Genomic DNA, 21736 nt, shown 5'->3' with positions numbered 1-21736 from the left:
CGGTGAGTGTGCGAAAAGTGTACGAAGCGCTCGGCGGGGAATGGCGGAGCGAGGCGCGGGAGGGTCATATGGACAACACGCGATCGGGTGGCGACGCCTTGGAGCCGTACGACGACGATCCGGCCAGTCACCTCGACCGGCTGCTCGCCCGCGCACGGAACGCCGCCGATTTGGACCAGACGCTGCTGAGGCGGTTGCGCACCGCGTTGATGCACTGTGTCGATCTGCACTCGATGCGCTTCTGCAAGGGGCCGACCCGGACCCGCGGCCATCGCACGGTCAAGCATGTCTTCCTGCTCGCCGACGGCAGCAGCGAGACGCTGTGGGAGATCGAGGACGACACCGGCACCGACGGCGAGGTGGTGCGGGAGCTGCACACCGCCCAGGAGTCGGTGGAGGCGCGGCTGCGTGAGCGGTTCGGCGACTCGGTCTTCCCCGAATTCGACTTCGGCAAGGAGCGGTTGATCGCGGAGGTCCACTTCGACGTCGGCCGGGACGGCCCACGCGGCGAGGCGGGCCTCGCCGATGCGCGCCACGAGTACGCGCAGGACAACTCCGCCGATCACGCCTGGCGGGTACTGCGCCGCGCGGAGAACGGCGACCGCCCGGGTGAGCCGGTACGGCAGCGGCTGCGGTCGGCGGTGGCACATGAGACGACCCTGGTGACCATGCGGCACACCAGGGTTGAGGGCGTCATCGCCGAATGGGCGCTGTACGAGCACGCGTTCCTGCTCGCCGACGGCGGCAAGCTCAGCCTGTGGGAGCTGGAGCACACCATCACGCCCGGCGGCCACCCCATCTGCGAGGTCTACCTCGACGAGATGGCGGCCCGCGTCTCGGCGGATCGCCGCGAGGCGCGCTGAGTCGGGCGGCTCAGCGCGCATGGTTCGCCCCCACGGTGGGGCAGCCGTCGACGGGGTTCCTTTTTCTCCGGGGGCGAGCCCCCGGACCCCCATTTCGGCGGGCGGGCGTCGAGGAGGTCTCGTTTCTGGGGGCGAGCCCCCGGGCCCCGTCGCGCTGGCGCGCGAAGGATCAGCCCGCTTCGGCGGGGACCGATTCCTCGCGGCGTTCGCGGCGGAAGATGTAGGCGGCGATCGCGCCCGCGCCGAACAGTGCGAGCAGGGAGACCGCGGTGGCCAGCCAGGTGGCGCCCAGCCATCTGCCGCCGACGTAGCCAAGGCCGACGCCGTAGGCGGCCCACACCAGACCGGCCAGAGCTGACCAGGGCAGGAACTCGACGGGGCGGCGATGCGCCGCCCCCGCGCCCAGGCTCACCACGGAACGCCCCGCGGGGGCGAAGCGCGCCAGCACCACCAGTGCACCGCCGCCGCGCAGCAGCACCTGGCCGAGCCGTTCCTGGGCGGAGGACAGCCGGCGTGACCGCTCAAGGCGCCGGTCGAGCCAGTCGCCGCCGCGGTAGGCGAGGCGGTAGGCCGCCAGATCGCCCAGGCAGGACGCTGCGGACGCACACACCAGCAGTTCGAGGACGTCCCGGAAGTCCTTGGCGCCGTTGGAGTTCGCCGTGCCCGCGGTGGCGGCGGATATCAGCAGCACCCCGCTGGGCAGCACCGGCAGGAAGACGTCGAGCAGGACGGAGAGTCCGACAAGTGCGAGGACCCATGGCGAGTCGACCAGTGAACTCACTCGTTCGAGCACCGTCGTCACTCCTGGTCCGCACGCACTGTAGGGGCGGGCGGTCTGCGCGCCACAGCCGTACAGCGTACGCGTGGGGCTGCGGCGGTCGTCGTGTGGGGCCGCGTGACGTTGTTCTCATAACGGACTCACAGCGTCCGCACAAGCGCGGGCACGGCCCCGCACCGTCCGCCGGATCAGGCGGTGGCGACCTCGGCGGTGTTCCTCCGCCGACCGGAGAAGAGCGCGTCCAGCGCCCAGGCGCCCGGGCCGGTGAAGACGATCAGCAGGAACACCCAGGAGTACAGGGCGGCGGCTTCGCCGCCGTTCTGCAGCGGCCAGAGCGCCATCTTGGCGTGCACCGTGAAGTACGCGTACGCCATGGAGCCGGAACTGATCAGCGCCGCGATCCGGGTGCCGAGCCCAAGGGCCACCAGCGCGCCGCCGACGAGCTGGATGACCGCCGCGTACCAGTACGGCCAGACGCCGGTGGGCACCGTGCCGCCGTGCGTGCCGACGGCGCCGCCGAGGATGCCGAACAGGGCGGCGGCACCGTGGCAGGCGAACAGGACGCCGGTCACTATTCGGAACAGCGCGAGCACATGGGGTTTGGCGGTCTCGGTGGAAGGCACGGGGTTCTCCTCGGTCGGTGGGGGACGGACCCGAACGGATACCGAGATTAGGTCCCGCTAACTAAATTCTGCAAGTTTCAAGTATGTCGCCAAAGCGCCAACTGCCATACGGTGGGCCGGTGTCCGCCGCCGCCTCGTCCACCACGCTGCTCCCGGTGAACTACACGCTGGGCGTCGTACTGGCCGCGCTGCTCATCGCGGCCACCGTCGTTGCGTTCCACGCCCGCTTCATGGACGACCGGGAGAACTATCCGCGCGCCATCGTGTTCGCCGGGCTGCGCGCGGTCGTCCAACTGGCCGCGGTCTCCCTGGTCATCGGCTGGGTGGTGCACTATCTGCCCGCGCTGCTCGGCTTCGTCTTCGTGATGTACGCCGTCGCCTCACATACCGCCGGGCGCCGTATCACCAAGAACCGCACCTGGTGGTGGGCGGCCGTGCCGGTGGCTGCTGGCGCGCTGCCGGTCGTCGCGCTGCTCGTCGTCGTGGGGCTGGTGCCGCTGAAGGGCGTGGCCCTGATCCCGATCGCCGGGATCCTGATCGGCGGCGCGCTCACCGCGACCGTACTGGCCGGGCAGCGCGCGCTGGACGAACTGCGCACCCGGCACGGCGAGGTGGAGGCGGGGCTGGCGATCGGGCTGCTGGACCGGGACGCACGGCTGGAGATCGCCAGGCCCGCCGCCGCGACCGCGCTCGTCCCGGGACTCGACCAGACCAGGACCGTGGGCTTGGTCACGTTGCCCGGCGCCTTCGTCGGCATGCTCATCGGCGGCGCGTCGCCGTTGAAGGCGGGGGTGGTCCAGCTCTTCGTGCTGATCGCGCTGCTCGCGGTGCAGGCCGTGGCGGTCACGGTGGTGCTGGAACTGGTGGCGCGCGGCCGGATCACCCGGGACAGCCCGACCGGGTGAGCCGTTAGGCTGTCCCCAGCAGAAGGGGAGTAGCTCAACGCCGGATCGTCGACATACTGCCGGAACCTCGCGGAACCGGCCGGCGCCCGGAGGCTGGTACGGATCGTCCCGTATCTCGCCAGCGAGACCTTCGGCCGCAGTGTCCGACGCTGCCGTGCCGAAGCGACCCCTCTCTCCCGGAGGAACTGCGGCGCGGCGCCTGAGCGCCCAAGGAGCCCCACCCCGTGTTCAGCCTCACCGTCGCCGCGATCGTCTTCGGTGTCATCTTCATCGCCGAGCTGCCCGACAAGACCGCACTCGCCAGCCTGATGCTCGGCACCCGCTTCCGGGCGAGCTACGTCTTCTGCGGCATCGCCGCCGCCTTCGCGGTCCATGTCGTGATCGCCATCGCGGCGGGCAGCCTGCTGACGCTGCTGCCGCACCGGTGGGTGCAGGGCGTGGTGGGCCTGCTCTTCCTCGCGGGCGCGGCCATGATCCTCTGGCACCACGACGGGGACGATGACGAGACGGTCAGCGCACCGAAGGACCAGAGCTTCTGGCGGGTTGCGGGCAGCGGCTTCATGCTCATCCTGGTCGCCGAGTTCGGCGATCTGACCCAGATCATGACCGCCAACCTCGCTGCCCGCTACGGCAGTCCGCTCTCCGTCGGCGTCGGCGCGGTGCTGGCGCTGTGGGCGGTCGCCGCGATCGGCATCGTCGGCGGACGGGCGCTGATGCGGCGGGTGCCGCTGCCGCTGATCACGAAGATCGCGGCGGCGGTGATGGTGGTGATGGCCGGATTCAGCCTGTACGAGGCGATCGCCGGCTGACGTCCGGCTGCTGTGCTGCGGCGGCGGCACACGGACGGGTGTGCCGCCGCCATTCGGCCGAGATGCGCCGACTCAGCCGATCTGGAGGGTGAAGCCGCCGTCCGAGGCGGCCTCCACCCGTATCTGGTCCAGGGTGTCGATGTGCGCGGTCGGGTTCAGCGCGGCGGCCCGCGGCCCCACGCCGACCACCCGCATACCCGCGGCGAGGCCGGCCGTGATGCCCGCCTCGGAGTCCTCGAAGACCACGCAGTCCTCGGGGGCGAATCCCAGTTCGGCGGCGCCCTTCAAGAAGCCCTCGGGGTCGGGCTTGCTGGCGCTCACCCGTTCCGCGGTGACCCGCACCTCGGGCATCGGCAGCCCGGCGGCGGTCATCCGGGCCTGGGCCAGGGCCTCGTCGGCGGAGGTGACCAGGGCGTGCGGCAGTTCGGCGAGCGAGGCCAGGAACGCGGGCGCCCCTGCGATCGGGACCACGCCGTCGGTGTCGGCGGTCTCCTCCGCCAGCATGCGGGCGTTCTCCGCGTGGTTCTCGGCCATCGGCCGGTCGGGGAGGAGCACGGCCATGGTCGCGTACCCCTGGCGGCCGTGCACGACCTTCAGCACCTCGGCCGGGTCAAGCCCGTGTCCGTCGGCCCAGCGCCGCCAGCAACGCTCCACCACCGCATCGGAGTTCACCAGGGTGCCGTCCATGTCGAGGAGCGCGGCCTTGAACACACCTACGGTCGTGGACCTGCGCATAGCTGCACTCCTGGAGTCGGGCGGGCGAGGCAAGCGGCTCCGTCCGAAGGTCAGGGGGTTGCGGACGGAGCCACTTTGTTTCCCTACGATACAAAGCAGACCCCGCCTCGCCAAACGCCCAGGTCGCGGCGGTCTGGCCGTAGCGCCGCCCGAGGTGTCGGCGGCAAAAGGCAGTGGCCCCACCCGCCGGTCAGGGGAAGCGGGTGGAGCCACTTTGTTTCTCAACGATACAAAACCTTCCGGGCTCCTGCCAACAGCGCAGGTCAGTGCGGTCCGTTGCCGTTGCGGCCGGGCTCGGACAGCGCGAGCACGATGGCGGGCGGTGACGGCTTGGGACGGCGCGGCTCCCGTACGCCCGCCGGGGGCGGGCCACCCGGACCGCCGCCCAGCCTGGGCCGAGCCCGTCGGCGGGCCAGCAGCCGGACCAGTACGAGCAGCGGGAGCACCGGCACAACGAGCAGTAACCACGGTCTTCTGGTTCGGTCCATAGGCCCACGGTGTGCCCTCGACCGGCACCGGCGGAAGAGTTACGAGGCTGACTCGTCCACGTACTGCAACAGCCCGTACGTAAAGTGCGCGACATGGCGACCGCCGGTTGCCGGATCCGTGAAGGCGAGCCGCCAACGGGTGGGGGCGTCGCCCTCCAGCGGCTGAACGGACGGGAAGGCGCGCGCCACCTCGTCGACCGTGCAGCACCACGGCGTGAGGTCCTCCAGGGTGCGCGGCGCGGGGCATTGGGCGCCGGGCGCCCGTACCAGCCACTCGTTCCACACCCTGCCGTTCGGCGCCACCATCACCTCGAACCGCAGATCCGGCCAGAGCGGCAGCCGCCACCCCAGGGCCCGGCAGGTCAGATCGCCGATCCGCCGTTCGGTGACCGACTCGGGCTGACCGAGGACCATCAGATAGCGGCGCTCACCGTGCGGAAAGGTGCGCGAGCGGATCATGGCCTGCCAGCGGCGGTGCGCTTCGCGCAGGTCGGCGCGCGTCGCGGCGAGCGTGCGCAGCGCCTCCTCCACCAGTTCCGGCCGGTGGTCCGCCATCCGCCGCAGCAGTACGAGCTGGAACTGCTCGGGGCCGAAGTCCGCGATCGCCACCCGGCCAGCTTGCCACGGCCGCCTGGTAGCGGTTTCAACAGGCGCCGGGCGGCCGGTGGGGTGAGTATGGGCAAAGCGCCCAGAGCGTGCCGTACGCAGCCGATGAGATCCGGGGAGGCGTCGATGGCGCAGGACGACGCGACAACCTCCAACGACGCCGCCGCCCACCCGGCCGAAGGACCGGGCGAGGGCCAGTCCCGGCGGACCATCCTCGTGGCGATGAGCGCCCTGCTCATGGGCCTGCTGCTCGCCGCGCTCGACCAGACCATCGTCTCCACCGCGCTGCCGACCATCGTCAGCGATCTGGGCGGTATGCGGCATCTGTCGTGGGTGGTCACCGCATACCTGCTCGCCTCGACCGCCGCGACCCCGCTGTGGGGCAAACTCGGCGACCAGTACGGGCGCAAGAAGCTGTTCCAGACGGCGATCGTCATCTTCCTGGTGGGTTCCGCACTGTGCGGACTGTCCCGGAACATGGGCGAGTTGATCGGGTTCCGGGCTCTCCAGGGGCTGGGCGGCGGCGGATTGATAGTGCTGTCGATGGCGATCGTCGGCGACATCGTGCCGCCCCGGGACCGCGGTCGCTACCAGGGGCTGTTCGGTGCGGTGTTCGGGGCCAGCAGCGTGCTCGGGCCGCTGCTCGGCGGGCTGTTCGTGGACCATCTGTCCTGGCGCTGGGTCTTCTACATCAACCTGCCGGTCGGCGTCGTCGCGCTCGCCGTCATCGCCGCCGCGCTGCACATCCCGCGGCACCGCACCAAGCACATCATCGACTACGCGGGCACCGCCGTCATCGCGGGAGTGGCGACCTGCCTGGTGCTGGTCGCCTCGCTCGGCGGCACCACCTGGGCATGGGGCTCGCCGCAGATCATCGGGCTCGCGGTGCTCGGCGCCGTACTGCTGGCCGTGTTCGTCGAGATCGAGCGCAGGGCCGCGGAACCCGTGCTCCCGCTGCGACTGTTCCACATCCAGACCTTCACGCTCTGCTCGGTCATCAGCTTCGTCATCGGCTTCGCGATGTTCGGTGCCATGACCTATCTGCCGACGTTCCTCCAGGTGGTGCACGGCGTCACGCCGACGCTGTCCGGTGTCCACATGCTGCCGATGGTCTTCGGCCTGCTGCTGTCCTCGACCGCCTCCGGCCAGATCGTCAGCCGTACCGGCCGCTACAAGGTGTTTCCGATAACCGGCACCGCCGTCATCATCGTCGGTCTGCTCCTGCTGCACCGGCTCGACGAGTTCACCGGCACCCTGACGATGAGCGTGGACTTCTTCGTCTTCGGCTTCGGGCTCGGCCTGGTGATGCAGGTACTGGTGCTGGTGGTGCAGAACGCGGTCGGCTACGAGGACCTGGGCGTGGCGACCTCCGGTGCGACCTTCTTCCGCTCCATCGGCGCCTCGTTCGGAGTGGCGGTCTTCGGCACCATCTTCGCCAACGAACTGGCAGGCAAGATGACATCGGCGCTGGTCGGCAAGCCGTTGCCGCCCGGATTCAACCCCAGGCTGCTGCAGTCCAGTCCGCACAGCATCGCCGCGCTGCCACCGGCCACCAGAGCCGCCGTGCTGCACGCGTACTCCGGGGCCATCACCGATGTGTTCCTGTACGCGGTGCCGGTGGCCGCGGTGGCCTTCGTACTGTCCTGGTTCCTCAGGGAACAGCCGCTGCGCGGCTCGGTCAGGGCTCCGGACGGCAGCGAGACCTACGCCTCCAACCCGGTCGAGCGCTCCTCACGCGAGGAGGTGGCGCGCGCCCTGTCCACCCTGGGCACCCGCGAAGGCCGCCGGAACCTCTACCAGAAGATCACCGACCTCGCCGGACTGGATCTGCACCCGGCCTCCAGCTGGCTGCTGTTGCGGATCAACCGCTACGGGTCCGCCGCGCCGCGACTGCTGGCCGAACGCACCACCGTTCCGGGGCACATCGTCTACCAGGCCGCCGCCGAGACCGAGTTGCGCGGTCTGACCCACCGCGAAGGGCTGCTCCTGCTCCTGACCGAGGAGGGGCGCCGGGTCGTGGAAGGGCTGGTGGAGGCCCGTACCCAGGTGCTGGCCGAACTCCTCGGCGACTGGTGGGATCCCCGCCACACCACGGACGATCTGCACGCCCTGCTCAGGAAGTTGAGCGGCCAACTGTGCGGCGACGACCACGACCGACCAGCGGGCCGTCCACCGGAAGCGGAACGGGCGCCCTGAACTCCCCTCGGGGCCGGTCGTCGGATCGTGGTCGGTTGTGGCGGTTCGACACGGCCGGTCCGCGCCGCGGGGGAATGCCTGCCGTCGCGGCGGGACGTTCTGTCGGGCGCAGGCCCTAGGCGAGGACCCGTGCCCTGCCCAGTTCGCGCTTGAGGTACCGCGACATCGGCCGTTCGACGAACCGGTGCACCAGCCAGGCCGCGCACAGGAACAGCGCGGTGAGCCCGCCGATCAGCGGCCACGGCGGCACCGCGCCGTGCAGATGCAGGATCACCGCCCAGCCGATGTCCTCGTGCAGCAGATACAGCGGATACGTCAGTGCGCCGAGCGTCGTCAGACCTCCCCAGCGGACCCAGTCGAGTCGGCCCAGGGCGGCCGCGATCAGCACGGCGTAGCAGGCGGTGACGAATCCTGCCGCGTACTCCCAGTGCAGGCGGTGTCCGACGTGCCCGCTCACCGCGGACATCTGCCCGGCGGTCTGGTGCAGCGCGAGCAGCCAGCTGAGGCCGGTCAGCCCGACCAGCGTCAGGTCGGGCCCGTACCGGTAGATCAGGTAGATCGCCACACCGCCCGCGAAGTACGGGGCCTGGGTGGGCATGGTGATGGTGTTCAGCACGCCGTCACCGCTGTTGGCGGTGACCACTCCGGCGATCAGCCACAGGCCGCAGAACGAGACCACCCGCTTGTAGGTCAGCCCCTTGGCCACCACCGCGAGGAAGAGCAGGTAGAAGACGAGTTCGCACCACAGCGTCCAGTACACGCCGTCGACGTCCGAGACGCCGAGCGGATCCTGAAGCATCGTCAGGTTGGTGAGCGCCTGGTCGATGCTGCGGCCGAAGCGCAGCCAGTGGCCGCCGAGCAGCAGTACGGCGATGCTGGTTGCCGCGATGGCGAACCAGTAGGCGGGGAACAGCCGGGTCACCCGGGAGATCAGGAACTCCTTCGGGGTGCGCCCCCAGGCCGTCATGCAGATGACGAACCCGCTGATCAGAAAGAAGAGTTGAACCCCGAGGTAGCCATAGGCGCTGAACCGTCCGAAGGCGGGAAAGACCTCATGGACGGGTTTGCCCCATGGGCGCGGGTCATGCTCGGCGAACGCCGTGTAGTGGTAAGCGACCACGTACAGTGCGGCGATCAGCCGCAGTCCGTCGAGTACGTGGAGGCGCGGGCGCCGCACCGGCGACGCTTTCGGTGCCGCGCCGGTGAAGGGCAGCGGGCGGCCCGTAGGGGCGGCGGCAGGCATGGCGGTGCCCATGGCATCGTGCTCCGGGGTGGCTGTGTACTGGCTGTGGGGGACCTCGTACGGCCTGCGGGACGCTACCAGCAGTGATGCTTTGGGGTCACATCAGGGTTTCCGCGCCACTGTCCCCCGCGCCTGCGGCGGGCCCCCACCCCGGGGTTGCGGGTCCCTGCGCGGGAGCGGCTTCGCTGCGCGGGAGTTGCGGTGGGGTGCGCAGACAAGTTACGGAGTGTAGGTAACCCGAAGCTCCTTGACCCCGTTCAGCCAGGGGGAGCGCAACCGGCGTGGCGCACCGGTCAGTCGGATGTCCGGAAGGACGTCCGCGATGGCGTTGAAGATCAGGTCGATCTCCAGGCGGGCGAGGTTGGCGCCCAGGCAGAAGTGCGGGCCTCCGCCGCCGAAGCCCAGGTGCGGATTCGGGTCGCGGGTGATGTCGAACGTCTCGGGCGCGTCGAACACCTCGGGGTCGTTGTTGGCGGACGAGTAGAAGATGCCGACGCGCTGGCCCTGTCTGATCCGCTGGCCGCCGAGCACGGTGTCGTGGGCGGCGGTGCGCTGGAAGGAGACGACCGGCGTGGCCCAGCGGACGATCTCGTCGGCGGCGGTTTTCGGCCGATCGCTCTTGTAGAGCTCCCACTGCTCGGGGTGGGTGAGCAGGGCGTGCATGCCGTGGGTGATGGCGTTGCGGGTGGTCTCGTTTCCGGCCACTGCCAGCAGCAGCACGAAGAAGCCGAACTCGTCGGTGGCCAGATTGCCCTCGTCCTCGGCGGCCACCAGTGCGCTGACGATGTCCTTGGCCGGGCACTCCTTGCGAGCGGCGGCGAGGTTCATCGAGTACGAGATCAGCTCCATCGCCGAATCGGCGCCGATCTGCTCGGTGATGGCCAGTTCGGGGTCGTCGTAGCCGATCATCTTGTTCGACCAGTCGAAGATCCTGGCCCGTTCGTCCTGCGGTACGCCGATGAGTTCGGCGATGGCCTGGAGCGGCAGTTCCACGGCGATGTCGGTGACGAAGTCGCCGCTGCCCGCCTCGCCGGCTCTGGCGACGATCCGGTGTGCGCGCTCGCGCAGCGCGTCCTCCAGGGCGCGTATCGAGCGGGGGGTGAAGCCCCGCTGGACGATCTGGCGGACCCGGGTGTGCTCCGGCGGATCCATGTTCAGCATGATCAGCCTCTGGACGTCGATCTGTTCGCGGGTGATCGACTCGTTGAAGCGGATGATCGCGGTGTTGAGGTTGGAGGAGAAGACCTCGGGTTTGGTGGAGACCTCCCTGACGTCCTGGTGGCGGGTGACGACCCAGTAGCCGTCGTCGTCGAAGCCCGCGATGTTGTGCGGCTGGGCGTTCCACCACACCGGGGCGGTGCCCCGCAGTGCGGCGAGTTCCGGCAGCGGGACCCGCTGGTGGTACAGGTCGGGATCGGTGAAGTCGAAGCCATCGGGCAGCGCTGGGCAGGACATCGGCGACTCCGTAGCTGACGGCTCGTCAGGCGTGGGGACTGCTGAAGCTAGTAACGGCTTCTGTAACTGGCAAGGGATTCAGCGCTTTCCGTTACGTACCGTCCCGTTGGCCGTGCACCGCCCCTTGCGCACCCGTACCGCGGGTAATACAACTGCGAGGAGAACTAGAACGCGTACTAGTTCCGCCGTGGGTTCCGGGCGCCGGGACGCCCGGAGCCGAGGAGAGGACGAGATTCATGGCCGCTGAACCCGTCATCGTCGAGGCAGTACGCACCCCCATAGGCAAGCGCGGCGGCGCGCTGAGCAACCTCCATCCCGCCTACCTGCTGGGCGAGACCTACCGCGAACTCCTGGCGCGTACCGGCATCCAGCCCGACTGCGTGGAGCAGATCGTCGGCGGAACCGTCACCCACGCCGGAGAGCAGTCGATGAACCCGGCCCGCAACGCCTGGTTGGCGATGGGCCTGCCGTACGAGACGGCGGCCACCACCGTGGACTGCCAGTGCGGCTCCTCCCAGCAGGCCAACCACATGGTCGCCAACATGATCACGAGCGGTGTCATCGACATCGGCATCGGCTGCGGGGTCGAGGCGATGTCCCGGGTACCGCTGGGCAGCGCCTCCAAGCACGGACCCGGCAGGCCGTTCCCCGACGAGTGGAACGTCGACCTGCCCAACCAGTTCCAGGCGGCCGAACGCATCGCCAAACGGCGCGGGTTGACCCGCGAGCGAGTCGACGCGCTGGGTCTGCTGTCCCAGGAGAGGGCGGCCACCGCTTGGGCGGAGGAGCGCTTCAAGCGCGAGACCTATCCGGTCCAGGTCCCGACGACGGAGGAGGAACAGCTCGCGGGCAGCGGTATGTGGCGGCTGGTCGACCGTGACGAGGGCCTGCGCGACACCAGTGCGGAGGCGCTGGCGGGCCTGAAGCCGATCATGCCGACCGCCGTGCACACGGCGGGCAACTCCTCGCAGATCTCGGACGGCGCGGCGGCGGTGCTGTGGGCGAGCAAGCGGATGGCCCGGGCACTGCGGCTCAAGCCCCGGGCCCGGATCGTGGCCCAGGCCCTGGTCGGCGCCGATCCGCACTTCCACCTGGACGGCCCGATCGACGCGACCCGGGCGGTGCTGGGCAAGGCGGGGATGTCGCTGAAGGACATCGACCTGGTCGAGATCAACGAGGCCTTCGCATCAGTGGTGTTGTCCTGGGCCCAGGTCTTCGACGCCGACCTGGACAAGGTGAACGTGAACGGCGGCGCGATCGCCCTGGGCCACCCGGTGGGCGCCACGGGAGCGCGGTTGATCACCACCGCGCTCCACGAACTGGAGCGCACGGACCGGGAGTTCGCCCTGCTCACCATGTGCGCGGGCGGCGCGCTGGCGACGGGGACGATCATCCAGCGGCTGTAGGTGTTTGGGGGCTTGCCCCCAAATCCCCCCATGGCATCTGCCCGCCCCGGTCACCGGCTGTCCCTTCACGGTGACCGGGGCGCGACCTTGGAGTGGCGGCGCCCCGCGTCGGTGGTCCCTGGGTCCGCCCGTAGCCACCGGCCCGGCCCGGACCGCGCTTCAGTCCTTGAGGAATCCGCGGATGGCGGCGGCGATTTCACCCGCGTGCGTTTCGAGCGCGAAGTGGCCTGTGTCCAGGAGTCGGACGTCGGCGTCGGGGATGTCGCGCTTGAACGCCTCGGCTCCGGCGGGAAGGAAGAACGGGTCGTTGCGGCCCCAGGTGGCGAGCAGCGGCGGCCGGTGGGTTCGGAAGTACTCCTGGAAGGCGGGATAGAGCTGCACGTTGCTCGCGTAGTCGAGGAAGAGGTCCAGTTGGATCTCGTCCGCGCCCGGACGGGCGAGGTAGTGGTTGTCGAGTGTGTAGCCGTCGGGTGAGACCGACGACGGGTCGGCGACTCCATGGGTGTACTGCCACACCGTCGTCTCGGGCTGGAGCAGGGTGCGGATCGCGTCGCGGTTGGCCTGGGTGGGTTGCTCCCAGTAGGCGCGGATGGGGTTCCAGCCGTCGCTGAGCCCTTCCTCGTAGGCGTTTCCGTTCTGGGTGACGATGGCGGTGATCCGTTCCGGTCGCCGCACGGCCAGCCGGAATCCGGTGGGGGCGCCGTAGTCGAACACGTAGAGTGCGTACCGGTCGAAGCCCACTGCGTCGGTGAAGCCCTCGATGACGTCGGTGATGGCTTCGAAGGTGTAGGTGAAACTGTCACGGTCCGGCATGTCGGACTGCCCGAAGCCGGGCAGGTCGGGTGCGACGACGTGGAAGCGGTCGGCCAGTTGCGGGATGAGGTCCCGGAACATGTGGCCGGCGCTGGGGAAACCGTGCAGCAGCAGTAGCTTCGGGGCGTCCGAGGGCCCTGCTTCACGGTAGAAGACCTTCAGTCCGTTCACCTCGGTGGTGCGGTAGGCAATCGGGGTCATGGTGTGCCTCTCCTGTGTGTCGGTTCAAGGCGGGCAGCTGATTGGTTGTCGCCACCTCGTACCCGCCCACGGGTTGTTGGTCAGCTTCTGCGGGCTGGGTGCGCGGTCGTCACCACGTCACGCACGGCGTCGAGGACGATGTTCACGACGTCTTGGGGCGCGGTGACCTGCGGCGTGTGGTCGACCGGGCGGGTGCAGGCGCGGGCGCCCATCCGCTCGGCCGTGAAGTGCTGGGTTTCCGGGGCGATCATGCGGTCGTCCTCGGCGATCAGGAACCAGCTCGGGCGGTCCTTCCACAACGGCCGCTCGATCGGGGCGCCGATACAGGCCACGGCGATGGGGCGCTGCGCAGCGGCCAGGATCGCCAGTTCCTCGGAAGAGGCGTGCTGCGCGAAGGCGTTGGCGAAGACCTCGTCGGGCAGCCAGACCATCCCGTGGGGGTCGGGCGCAAGCTTCGGTGACTTCGGGTGCGGCTGACCGCGGTGGAACACGTCGCCGGCGGACTCTCCCTCGTCGGGAGCAAGCGCTGCGACGTAGACCAGCGAGGCGACCTTCGGGTCGCGTGTCGCCGCGATGACTGCGCCGGCATAAGCGTGGCCGACCAGGACGACCGGGCCGTCGAGCCGCTCTAGAACGCGGTCGAGTGCCGCGACGTCGTCGGTCAGGGAGGTAAGCGGCAAGGGCGCCGCGACGACGTTGATGCCGTCGGCCTTCAACGGTCCGATCACCTTCCTCCAGCTCGATCCGTCGGCCCAGGCGCCATGCACGAGTACGACGTCGACGCGGTTGGTGGACATGTTTCGTTCCTTTGCTCTTGCCATCCCGGATGAGCCGTTTCATCGGGCCTGATCGATGGCGGGCGGAGGTCTCCCGCCGGACGCGGTCCGGTCGCCACTGATGGCTCTGGCCGTTGGCTAACGCCTAACGAAAGGCTATACGCGTTAGCTGCCTAATGGCAACCAGTCGTCTCTACCTGTTAGGTCTGCGGTTCCTGGCGTGCCTGGTTCAAGGCGAGGAGGAGGGAACTAATGGGTAACATGGAGTGCATGACGAAACGGCCTCGGCTTGAGGACATGCAGCGCGCCGGCTTTCCGATGGGGGGCGAACCCTTGGCCGCCCTGGACCTTGCGGACACCCTGATGCTCGCTGCCCAACCGCCGGTCGACCTGATCGACTCGCTGGCGACCAGCGTGACCTGGTGGAAGTTGCAGGCGCCAGGGCTACCCGAAGGGCCCACCCCCAGCCCTGAGGCCACCCGAGCGCTTCGGGCCGCGATCCGTGACGTACTCGACGCCCACCTGGCCGGCCGGCCCCCTCAGGACACCTCCATCGAGGACATCAACGCGGCTGCGGCGGCCGTGCCCACGAGCCCGCGCATCGTCAGGACCGGGACCGGCACCACCACGCAGACCCGCTGGCACACGGAGCACGGCGGCAACGCCGCCCTCGCCGCCGTCGCCCACGAGACCATCGAACTGCTCGCCTCGCCCGCGCGATTGGCCACCCTGCGGCGATGCGCGAATCCGTCCTGCTCGATGCTGTTTCTCGCCGCGACCAAGCGGCGGACGTGGTGCGCGGCCAACGTGTGCGGCAACCGGGTCAGGGTCGCCCGCCACTACGAGCGCACACGCGGGGCCTAGTACGCCGTGATCTGGGTGATGTGGATCCGTTCGTGCCTGACGATCGTCAGGTACTCGAACATGCCATTGGGCACGATTTCGTCACGCTGGCCGGGGGAGTGGCCTTGGTAGGCGGTTCCGTCCGGGTATTCGACCGCCGCCGCGCGAACGAGTTCGTCCGCGCGCTCCTCGATCTGGGCAATGAGGGCGAGGTTCGGGGTATCGCCGATGACATGGTGCGCGTCCGGGAGTTACTCCCAGACGCCCAGTCACTCGCCGGCCACCTGTGCCCGCGCGTGGTCCATGATCTCCCGGATCTCACGCATCGCGTGATCAAGGGCCTCGCGGTCTTCTGCATTCTGCGCGGCCTGCTCCGCGGCGTGCAGGCGCCGGGCCACGGCCGGAAGACGCTCGACCTCGATCACAGTGGCCCATTTGAGCTGGAACATGGCGATCGACCCGAAGCTGTTGTGCTGGGTGGCCATCGTGAACACGGTGTCACGCTCGGCTGTCATCTCCGGCAGCCTGGAAGGCGCTACCTGTGCGAGGGCGGCGTGCAGCGCGGTGAACGTCTTTTCGGGTCTGGGAATGGTCGGCCCGTCGTGGTCAGCAGGGTGCGCCGTCATCTCGTTCTCCCTCTGTCCTCGTATGGAAGCCGAGATGCCTTGTCTCTGGCCACAGGTCAAACGGCGTCTGCCCGCCCCGGTCACCGGCTGTCCCTCCACGGTGACCAGGGCGGGTGCTCATGGCCTCACGGGCGGCGCGGATGGCTCACTGCCGCCCTTTGGCCCGACAGATGGAGCACGGGAACGGGCACGGCGGGACCTTGGCTCCCGGGGGCAGGTACGGGACGTGCGAACGGTCGACCACCGCCGACGGCACGTCAGTTCTGCCTGGGCAGGATGCCGCCTCTACTTGCGTGACTGCCTGTCAAAGTGATGGCTTGCGGACAGGAGTAGTTCTCTGGCTCCGCGCCCGTACACGGCTGACTGTTTGAGAAGGACGAATGCTTTGGCGTAGAGATCGACCTCTCGGGGTTGGGTGACCGAAAATTCTGCCGAGTACGTCTCAACGAGGACGAGCCTGTCATCGAACATGGAAAACGAGTTGCCGGGCCAGATCTTGACCGGTGCTGATCTCGGGATGATTCCCAGGCTCAGTCGTGGGAGTCGCATCACCGCCAAGAGTCGGTCGAGTTGTCCCTTCATCACGTCCGGGCCGCCGAAGTTGGAGTAGAGGGCCTGCTCGCCGAGGAGCACGTTGAAGATGCGGTTGCCCTCGTACAGGTATCGCTGTCGTTCAAGTCGCTTGGCGACGGCGGCTTCAGTGTCGTTGGGGATCTCGTAGTAGTCGACGACCTGTTTGAACGTCTCCGCTGCGTACTCGGCCGTCTGGAGTGTGCCCCACACGACCGTGGGGTGCCAGATACGGAAGACCTTGGTCTTGGCGTAGACCTGTAGGGCCTTGCTCTGCCGCTTCTCGGCCCCCGTCTGAAGCTGACGGCGCCACTCAAGCCACAGCTCATCGATATGGCGGGCTGTCGCGATCAGGTCCTGTGTGTGTACTTGGTTGTTGGTCTTGATGCACCAGAGGAGGATGTCTTCTTCGCTGGCGTTCTGCTTGCCGTTTTCGATCCGAGAGACCTTTGACTCGGCCCACCCTGTGGCCATGGCGAATGCCCGGCCGCTCGCGAATCCCGCATCCTTGCGGAACGCGCGAAGCCGGGCACCCAACGCCTCTCGTGCTTCTTGTGCTTGATTGCTCACTGATGGGTCAGGGCTTGTACTCGGAGTGTGGGATGGCGGCACCCCAGAGCAGGTCGCGCACCTTGATGCACTCGGACACGATGCCGGGGTCCTCGATGATCTCTGACCCCAGAACGCTACCCTCGGGATCGAAGTGGCCGACGGCTAGCAGGCGATCGTCGTACAGCCACCAGTCGTTGCCGTTCACGGGGAAGACCACGTTCCCGGGCAGCCGGTGCCGCGGTAGCCATCGAATGTCCTCGCCGACCTCCAGGTTGATGTGGGTCAGCGAGTGCTCCCAGCCGACGTACTGGGAGTGGGGTTGCGTGACGACGCGCACTCGTCGGACGGTCTTTCCCTCGCTGGTGACACGCCGCATCAGCGTCTTCCAGGGCTCCAACCACGCGTAGTCGTCGGGCTCGCCACTCTGCCACCGGGCATAGGGGGTGTCTTCGATGGGTGACCCGTAGTCGTCCCTCAACTCCATGTGGAAGGCGTCTCGTTCGAAGCTGTTGAACAGCTCGTCACGCTCGGCCGGGGTGATCAGGTCCACTGTTTCCCTCCAGCAGGGCCGTGATCGAGGACTTGGGGACCTCGATGCAGGTCTCGTAGTCGGGCATGCGCATCTGGCTCAGGGCCTCGGGGTCATCCATCTCGGGGCCTTGCAGGATGCACGTGCCGTGCTCGGTGACGAGCATGATCGGGGCGGAGAAGTTAGCGATTGCACCGGACGTGTGACCGTCCTTCGTCAGGTGCTCGAACAGTTCGGTCGGTACCTCGACGGCGGTCTGACCAGTCGGCACGCCGAGCTGGCTGAGTATGTCTTGGGCGTAGATCTTCCAGCCTTGGATGACGTAGCTGTCCTTGTCGCTGGCATACAGGGTAGGGCTGTCGCCCGGCGTGCTGTTCTTGCCAAGGAACCGTAACTTCATGGCGGCTTTCCCGTCTGCTCGTTTGCGCGGGTTTGCACGACACGTCGATCGTCGGGGAGGCATCCGAGCCCGTCAATCAACTTGCTGCAAACTCGCGCAATCTGCTTGGGACTTGGTGCACCTGCCGCTTACGGTCGTCTGCGCATCGACGTGAAACAGCAACGAGTGACGAGGAGCCACCGATGCACATGCCCCAGATGAAGCAGACACCGATCCGCATGAGCAGGCGCGATCTTGGGCTGCGTCACCTGGAGCATCCGTGGTTGGGGCGCCGCGTCGTGGACCTCGCTCACGGCGGCCGGGTTGGTGTGCTGCGGGGCCATCGCTCTGGACATCGACCGGCGCACGGGTGGGCGCAGTCATCGTGCTTTCGAAGGCCCTCTACTGGCATGGCTTGCGCCTGAGCAGGGCGGGCTGGACTGGACCACTGACCCAGATTCGATCGAAGAGTTCCGGTGACCACGGGCCGCCCCACGGCCCGGGATGAAGCGGAGCGCCCCTGGGCCGCGGCGTGTGGTTTGCGGCGACCCGCAAGGGGGGCCTTGCGATGCCACCCACCAATGAAGGGCAGATGCCACATGACCGATCTCAAGAGCCCGAAGCTCGGCCACCTCCTCATACGGGCTGCACTGGGCCTCAGTCCCGGGAAGCCGACACCGCCGAGCAATCCAAGTCCTCCGCGCCCCTCCGGTCCACGCCCCGGTCCTGATCCGGCGCCGATCCCGCTCGATGAGACCTCGAACTGACAGCCACTTCCACAACGGAGGAACAGCTGATGGCCAAACACGGAGATGGCAAGGGTGGCAGCGAGGGCGACAAGAAGCAGTCGCCGAAGGAATCGGACGGCAAGTGGGACAAGCCCATCAGCAACCCGAAGAAGTGATGTGCCTTGACCACGATGAAACGGTTGGTTGAGATCCTGACCAACAAGGGTGCCCTCCTGCCCGAATGGGCTGATGCCGTTGCCAGCGTCGACCGAGGTCTGTTCTGCCCCGCGGTCTTCGAGGACCGGGACAAGGACCGCGACTACCAACGGTGGGCACAGAAGGTGTACGGAGATCTTCCGGTCGTCACCCAGACCGATGACGGCGGCGACGGCTCGGGGACGCCTACCTCGTCCAGCTCCATGCCGTCGATGATGCTTCAGATGCTCGGTCTCCTGGACGTACGCGAGGACTACACCGTCGCCGAGATCGGTGCCGGAACCGGTCTGAACGCAGCATGGATCGGCAAACGCCTCGGCACTCGCAACGTCATCACGATCGACGTAGACCCCGCCATTGCCGAACAGGCGCGAGCGAACCTCAAAGCGGCCGGACTCCAGGTGAAGGTTCTTACCGGTGACGGCACTAAGGGGATCCCCGAGGCTGCTCCGTTCGACCGGATCATATGCACCTGCACCGTGCGGGACATCCCCTACGCGTGGGTGGAACAGGCGCCCGGCGGCCGGATCGTCACCCCCTGGGGAGGCTCCTTCCACTTCTATTCTTTCGCCACCCTGGACGTGGGCGACGGCAGCGCGACCGGCCGGTTCACCGGAAGCCCGGCGTTCATGTGGTGCCGCTCCCAAAGAGGACGCAGCGGCAACATCCATGACGCTTACCACGGAGAGGAAGGCGAGAAGTCCACAACCCGGATCGACCCGCGCGACATCGACGACTCCCCTGATGGGATGTTCGCAATCGGCACCCAGGTGAGGGACGCCTGGCCGACCCTGGGCCTCGCACAGGACGGAAGCGACGAGGCGACCCTGTGGATCACTGCCGACGACGGGAAGTCGTGGGCGACCGCCGAGTACGTCCCGGGCCGGTCGGAGTTCGAGGTCGAGCAGTACGGGCCGCGACGCCTCTGGGAAGAGGTAGAGGCGACATGGCGCTGGTGGGAATCACAAGGTCAGCCCGAGCGCGGCCGGTTCGGCCTCACCGTCGACCAGCACGGCCAACAGGTATGGCTGGACTCCCCAGACCATCCCGTACCCACGGTGAGCCGGTGAGCCGGTGAGCCGGTGACCCGCAGCCTGCGCACCAACCGGGCGCTGCTCTCACCGATCAGCGCATTCGTCACCGACGCATGCGACGTGTCGATCTATCGCGCCGACAGCGCCAGGTAGCGCACCGGTCCTATCGGGCTGGCCCCCGCACTCGCGGGCCAGCCCCCTTGCACAAGTCCTCTTTCTGCCAACCGGTATCAAGATCCATGCCCGATGACTCCGGAGGGCCGTGCTCACTCCCCGTGGGATGCCGGGCCGCAACGTCGTCTGGAATCAAGCGCGTTCGATTCCGGATGGCCGCAGGCGCGGCAGCGCTCCGCATCGGCCCGCCCCGGTCACCGGATGTTGCTCCGCGGCGACCAGGGCGGGTGCTCATGGCCTCACGGGCGGCGCGGATGGCTCACTGCCGTCCCTTGGCCCGACAGATGGAGCACGGGAACGGGCACGGCGGGACCTTGGCTCCCGGGGGCAGGTACGGGACGTGCGAACGGTCGACCACCGCCGACGGCGGCCCGTCCTCCCGCTTCGGCGCTTCGGGCTCGGCGGTCATGCACGCACCACCGAAACCACCCGGTGGATCACCCGCAGGTGGCGCCGGGCCATCACCCGGTAGTCCACCTCCTTGCTCGGGTTCCGGTCCAACCGCGCCGCCCTCTCGGCGGCGCGCAGCCGTGCGCACTCCTGGCACGCTTCCTGGTACGGCAGGGGCGGAGTGCTCACCGCGCCACCCCCGAGGGCTGCCCCGTGGACCGGGGCGTACACCACGCCCTGACCCATACACACCAACGGACGGTAAACTCAAGCATGTTGACGCTCCTGTGCGGCGTTGACCATGCCCCGGGGCCGTGTCAGCGGCCGCCGGGGTCTTTGCGCGTGATATGCACTCGGTGATCGTGTGCTTCCACAGCGTTCCCCTGCGCGCGTACTCTGAAAAGGGTTTAGCTGGTGCCACAGGAGATCTGTCACCAAGGGGAGTTGCCATGGGCCGTCGCAACGGCGCGGGTGGACCAGCTGCCACGTCGGGAGCCGTCTTCGGGGAAGTGCTGCGGGATGCCCGCGAACGGGCAGGCTGGAGCCAGGGTGATCTGGCCGGGAAGATCCCGTGCGACCGGTCGTTGATCACCCGGGTTGAGACGGGTGCGCGGGTGCCGCAGGAGGACTTCGCGAAGGCGTGTGACGAGCTGCTGGGCACCGATGGGCTGCTTCTCCGGCTGTGGCGCCGGATCGACTGGTATCCGGCCGTGGAGCATCCCGACTGGTTCAGGCGGCGGGCGTCGATGGACGCGGTGGCGGTGGCGTTGCGGGTGTTTCAAGAACACTTCATTCCGGGGCTGTTACAGACAGAGGTCTACGCGCGCGCATTGTTCGCTCAGGTCGAGTCCGAGGAAGAACTGCTGGAGGAACGCGTTGCTGCTCGCATGAGCCGACAACAGCGCTTCCTCAGCGACCAAGGACCGCTCCTGGTCGCGGTGCTGGACGAGAGCTCTATCCGGCGGGAGGTGGGCGGACCCGACGTGATGCGAAAGCAGTGCGCTCACCTGCTGGCGATCGGCGAGCGGCCCAACATCCGGATCCAGGTGGCGCCGTTCAGTCTCGCCCACCTGGTCCCACCGAACACGTCGATGTCGCTGATCACGTTGCCCGACGGCCACGAGTGGGTCTACTCGGAGTCCTTGGACCGTGGGCACTTCAGCGATGATCCGGCAGCGATCGCGCGGCATGCGCGCACTTATGATCTCCTGAGGGCGGACGCGCTCTCGGCCCGTGACTCTGCCACCTTGATCAGCGATGCGATGGAAGGGTACGCCGATAATGACGAACCACGATCTCCGCGCGGCGACTTGGCGCAAGTCCAGCCACAGCGGCAACAACGGCGGGGACTGCATCGAAATAGCCCCCGGTTTCCCCGGCGTCGTCCCCGTCCGAGACAGTAAGGACCCGCACGGCCCCGCCTTGATATTCGGTGCTGACGCGTGGTCGGCGTTCGTGGCGGGGGTCAAGGCGGGGGACTTCCGGCGATGACCAACTATGATCTCCGCGCGGCGACTTGGCGCAAGAGCAGCTACAGCGACAACAACGGCGGCGACTGCATCGAGGTGGCCCCTGGTTTCCCCGGCGTCGTCCCCGTTCGGGACAGTAAGGACCCGGGCGGCCCGGCCCTGATATTCGGCGTCGATGCGTGGTCGGCGTTTGTGGCCGGGGTCAAGGCAGGCGACTTCCCGCCCGCCCGCTGAGGTTCAGCATTTTCCCCACCCACCCACCCACCCTTTTCGCAGGGCGCCACGCAAGGGGGTGTGCCGGGGTGTCCCCGCAGCGACCCTGCGAAGCA

At 68.3% G+C, this 21736-nt stretch carries 24 protein-coding genes; 10 read left to right on the top strand and 14 right to left on the bottom strand.

Going from position 1 to position 21736, the window contains the following annotated elements:
* Positions 1-68: 68 nt before the first annotated feature.
* A complete protein-coding gene (locus P2L57_RS36215) occupies positions 69-863 on the top strand; it encodes a DUF6227 family protein (protein ID WP_275822108.1) in 795 nt (264 codons plus the stop codon).
* Positions 864-1032: 169 nt separating this feature from the next.
* On the opposite strand, the gene P2L57_RS36210 is transcribed toward P2L57_RS36215, so the two are convergent.
* A complete protein-coding gene (locus P2L57_RS36210) occupies positions 1033-1656 on the bottom strand; it encodes a DedA family protein (RefSeq protein WP_275822106.1) in 624 nt (207 codons plus the stop codon).
* Positions 1657-1829: 173 nt separating this feature from the next.
* Positions 1830-2264 (bottom strand): DoxX family protein, encoded by a 435-nt coding sequence (locus P2L57_RS36205; protein WP_275822104.1) that lies wholly within the window; start codon positions 2262-2264, stop codon positions 1830-1832.
* Positions 2265-2383: 119 nt separating this feature from the next.
* On the opposite strand from P2L57_RS36205, the gene P2L57_RS36200 reads away from it, so the two are divergent.
* Positions 2384-3169, top strand: a complete 786-nt coding sequence (locus P2L57_RS36200; protein ID WP_275822102.1) for an ABC transporter permease — start codon at positions 2384-2386, stop codon at positions 3167-3169.
* Positions 3170-3393: 224 nt separating this feature from the next.
* Positions 3394-3978: a TMEM165/GDT1 family protein gene (locus P2L57_RS36195; protein ID WP_275822100.1), complete on the top strand. Its 585-nt coding sequence runs from the start codon at positions 3394-3396 to the stop codon at positions 3976-3978.
* 72 nt (positions 3979-4050) lie between these two features.
* On the opposite strand, the gene P2L57_RS36190 is transcribed toward P2L57_RS36195, so the two are convergent.
* The 3 genes from P2L57_RS36190 to P2L57_RS36180 form a co-directional block, all read right to left on the bottom strand.
* A complete protein-coding gene (locus tag P2L57_RS36190) occupies positions 4051-4713 on the bottom strand; it encodes an HAD-IA family hydrolase (RefSeq protein ID WP_275822098.1) in 663 nt (220 codons plus the stop codon).
* Between the two features lie 263 nt (positions 4714-4976).
* Positions 4977-5201, bottom strand: a complete 225-nt coding sequence (locus P2L57_RS36185; protein ID WP_275822096.1) for a hypothetical protein — start codon at positions 5199-5201, stop codon at positions 4977-4979.
* Positions 5202-5240: 39 nt separating this feature from the next.
* Entirely contained in the window at positions 5241-5756 is a 516-nt protein-coding gene (locus tag P2L57_RS36180) for a hypothetical protein (RefSeq protein ID WP_275822158.1), read from the bottom strand.
* A 177-nt stretch (positions 5757-5933) separates the two neighbouring features.
* Between P2L57_RS36180 and P2L57_RS36175 the strand changes: the two genes are divergently transcribed.
* A complete protein-coding gene (locus tag P2L57_RS36175) occupies positions 5934-8003 on the top strand; it encodes an MDR family MFS transporter (protein ID WP_275822094.1) in 2070 nt (689 codons plus the stop codon).
* A gap of 115 nt (positions 8004-8118) precedes the next feature.
* Here P2L57_RS36175 and P2L57_RS36170 read toward each other — a convergent pair whose 3' ends face one another.
* Both P2L57_RS36170 and P2L57_RS36165 read right to left on the bottom strand, forming a co-directional pair.
* On the bottom strand, positions 8119-9258 hold the full coding sequence (locus P2L57_RS36170) for an acyltransferase family protein (RefSeq protein WP_275822092.1): 1140 nt from the start codon (positions 9256-9258) through the stop codon (positions 8119-8121).
* A 207-nt stretch (positions 9259-9465) separates the two neighbouring features.
* Positions 9466-10701, bottom strand: coding sequence for a cytochrome P450 (locus P2L57_RS36165; RefSeq protein ID WP_275822090.1), 1236 nt, complete (start codon positions 10699-10701; stop codon positions 9466-9468).
* Positions 10702-10937: 236 nt separating this feature from the next.
* On the opposite strand from P2L57_RS36165, the gene P2L57_RS36160 reads away from it, so the two are divergent.
* Positions 10938-12107 carry a steroid 3-ketoacyl-CoA thiolase gene (locus tag P2L57_RS36160; RefSeq protein ID WP_275822088.1) on the top strand — a complete coding sequence of 390 codons (1170 nt, stop codon included), beginning with the start codon at positions 10938-10940 and terminating at the stop codon, positions 12105-12107.
* Between the two features lie 159 nt (positions 12108-12266).
* Here P2L57_RS36160 and P2L57_RS36155 read toward each other — a convergent pair whose 3' ends face one another.
* Together P2L57_RS36155 and P2L57_RS36150 are read right to left on the bottom strand one after the other, a co-directional pair.
* Positions 12267-13121: an alpha/beta fold hydrolase gene (locus P2L57_RS36155; protein WP_275822086.1), complete on the bottom strand. Its 855-nt coding sequence runs from the start codon at positions 13119-13121 to the stop codon at positions 12267-12269.
* A gap of 80 nt (positions 13122-13201) precedes the next feature.
* Complete coding sequence (locus P2L57_RS36150) at positions 13202-13918, bottom strand: alpha/beta fold hydrolase (RefSeq protein WP_275822084.1); 717 nt, start codon at positions 13916-13918, stop codon at positions 13202-13204.
* Between the two features lie 249 nt (positions 13919-14167).
* Between P2L57_RS36150 and P2L57_RS36145 the strand changes: the two genes are divergently transcribed.
* The gene (locus tag P2L57_RS36145; protein WP_275822082.1) at positions 14168-14761 is read left to right on the top strand and encodes a CGNR zinc finger domain-containing protein; all 594 of its coding nucleotides are present in this window, start codon (positions 14168-14170) and stop codon (positions 14759-14761) included.
* 248 nt (positions 14762-15009) lie between these two features.
* Here P2L57_RS36145 and P2L57_RS36140 read toward each other — a convergent pair whose 3' ends face one another.
* The 4 genes from P2L57_RS36140 to P2L57_RS36125 all read right to left on the bottom strand — a co-directional run bounded on the left by P2L57_RS36140 (position 15010) and on the right by P2L57_RS36125 (position 17417).
* On the bottom strand, positions 15010-15366 hold the full coding sequence (locus P2L57_RS36140; RefSeq protein WP_275822080.1) for a hypothetical protein: 357 nt from the start codon (positions 15364-15366) through the stop codon (positions 15010-15012).
* A 285-nt stretch (positions 15367-15651) separates the two neighbouring features.
* Positions 15652-16473: a helix-turn-helix domain-containing protein gene (locus P2L57_RS36135; RefSeq protein ID WP_275822078.1), complete on the bottom strand. Its 822-nt coding sequence runs from the start codon at positions 16471-16473 to the stop codon at positions 15652-15654.
* 40 nt (positions 16474-16513) lie between these two features.
* Entirely contained in the window at positions 16514-17038 is a 525-nt protein-coding gene (locus P2L57_RS36130) for a DUF6879 family protein (protein WP_275822076.1), read from the bottom strand.
* Complete coding sequence (locus tag P2L57_RS36125; protein WP_275822074.1) at positions 17010-17417, bottom strand: hypothetical protein; 408 nt, start codon at positions 17415-17417, stop codon at positions 17010-17012. The genes P2L57_RS36130 and P2L57_RS36125 overlap by 29 nt, the downstream gene beginning before the upstream one ends.
* An 898-nt stretch (positions 17418-18315) precedes the next feature.
* Here P2L57_RS36125 and P2L57_RS36120 point away from each other — a divergent pair.
* Positions 18316-19410 (top strand): methyltransferase domain-containing protein, encoded by a 1095-nt coding sequence (locus P2L57_RS36120; protein WP_275822156.1) that lies wholly within the window; start codon positions 18316-18318, stop codon positions 19408-19410.
* Between the two features lie 543 nt (positions 19411-19953).
* On the opposite strand, the gene P2L57_RS36115 is transcribed toward P2L57_RS36120, so the two are convergent.
* Positions 19954-20127 (bottom strand): hypothetical protein, encoded by a 174-nt coding sequence (locus P2L57_RS36115; RefSeq protein ID WP_275822072.1) that lies wholly within the window; start codon positions 20125-20127, stop codon positions 19954-19956.
* Positions 20128-20387: 260 nt separating this feature from the next.
* Here P2L57_RS36115 and P2L57_RS36110 point away from each other — a divergent pair, with 260 nt between their 5' ends.
* The 3 genes from P2L57_RS36110 to P2L57_RS36100 are packed head-to-tail and all read left to right on the top strand — an operon-like array spanning position 20388 to position 21641.
* A complete protein-coding gene (locus P2L57_RS36110) occupies positions 20388-21341 on the top strand; it encodes a helix-turn-helix domain-containing protein (protein ID WP_275822070.1) in 954 nt (317 codons plus the stop codon).
* Complete coding sequence (locus P2L57_RS36105) at positions 21292-21429, top strand: DUF397 domain-containing protein (protein WP_275822154.1); 138 nt, start codon at positions 21292-21294, stop codon at positions 21427-21429. The genes P2L57_RS36110 and P2L57_RS36105 overlap by 50 nt, the downstream gene beginning before the upstream one ends.
* Positions 21426-21641, top strand: a complete 216-nt coding sequence (locus P2L57_RS36100; protein WP_275822068.1) for a DUF397 domain-containing protein — start codon at positions 21426-21428, stop codon at positions 21639-21641. Before P2L57_RS36105 ends, P2L57_RS36100 begins: the two co-directional genes overlap by 4 nt.
* The last annotated feature ends 95 nt before the right edge of the window (positions 21642-21736 follow it).

Source organism: Streptantibioticus ferralitis (genome assembly GCF_029223525.1).
GTDB classification, from domain to species: Bacteria; Actinomycetota; Actinomycetes; order Streptomycetales; family Streptomycetaceae; genus Streptantibioticus_A; species Streptantibioticus_A ferralitis.
The sequence above is the reverse complement of the archived record's forward strand: the minus strand, read 5'-3'. Positions and strand labels throughout refer to the sequence as shown.

What these genes read in the sequence shown, in the direction of transcription:
- P2L57_RS36215 (WP_275822108.1), top strand. Translation starts at nt 69, where the DNA reads ATGGACAACACGCGATCGGGTGGCGACGCCTTGGAGCCGTACGACGAC.
- P2L57_RS36190 (WP_275822098.1), bottom strand. Translation starts at nt 4,713, where the DNA reads ATGCGCAGGTCCACGACCGTAGGTGTGTTCAAGGCCGCGCTCCTCGAC.
- P2L57_RS36185 (WP_275822096.1), bottom strand. Translation starts at nt 5,201, where the DNA reads ATGGACCGAACCAGAAGACCGTGGTTACTGCTCGTTGTGCCGGTGCTC.
- P2L57_RS36180 (WP_275822158.1), bottom strand. Translation starts at nt 5,756, where the DNA reads ATGGCGGACCACCGGCCGGAACTGGTGGAGGAGGCGCTGCGCACGCTC.
- P2L57_RS36175 (WP_275822094.1), top strand. Translation starts at nt 5,934, where the DNA reads ATGGCGCAGGACGACGCGACAACCTCCAACGACGCCGCCGCCCACCCG.
- P2L57_RS36170 (WP_275822092.1), bottom strand. Translation starts at nt 9,258, where the DNA reads ATGGGCACCGCCATGCCTGCCGCCGCCCCTACGGGCCGCCCGCTGCCC.
- P2L57_RS36165 (WP_275822090.1), bottom strand. Translation starts at nt 10,701, where the DNA reads ATGTCCTGCCCAGCGCTGCCCGATGGCTTCGACTTCACCGATCCCGAC.
- P2L57_RS36160 (WP_275822088.1), top strand. Translation starts at nt 10,938, where the DNA reads ATGGCCGCTGAACCCGTCATCGTCGAGGCAGTACGCACCCCCATAGGC.
- P2L57_RS36155 (WP_275822086.1), bottom strand. Translation starts at nt 13,121, where the DNA reads ATGACCCCGATTGCCTACCGCACCACCGAGGTGAACGGACTGAAGGTC.
- P2L57_RS36150 (WP_275822084.1), bottom strand. Translation starts at nt 13,918, where the DNA reads ATGTCCACCAACCGCGTCGACGTCGTACTCGTGCATGGCGCCTGGGCC.
- P2L57_RS36145 (WP_275822082.1), top strand. Translation starts at nt 14,168, where the DNA reads ATGACGAAACGGCCTCGGCTTGAGGACATGCAGCGCGCCGGCTTTCCG.
- P2L57_RS36140 (WP_275822080.1), bottom strand. Translation starts at nt 15,366, where the DNA reads ATGACGGCGCACCCTGCTGACCACGACGGGCCGACCATTCCCAGACCC.
- P2L57_RS36125 (WP_275822074.1), bottom strand. Translation starts at nt 17,417, where the DNA reads ATGAAGTTACGGTTCCTTGGCAAGAACAGCACGCCGGGCGACAGCCCT.
- P2L57_RS36120 (WP_275822156.1), top strand. Translation starts at nt 18,316, where the DNA reads ATGAAACGGTTGGTTGAGATCCTGACCAACAAGGGTGCCCTCCTGCCC.
- P2L57_RS36110 (WP_275822070.1), top strand. Translation starts at nt 20,388, where the DNA reads ATGGGCCGTCGCAACGGCGCGGGTGGACCAGCTGCCACGTCGGGAGCC.
- P2L57_RS36100 (WP_275822068.1), top strand. Translation starts at nt 21,426, where the DNA reads ATGACCAACTATGATCTCCGCGCGGCGACTTGGCGCAAGAGCAGCTAC.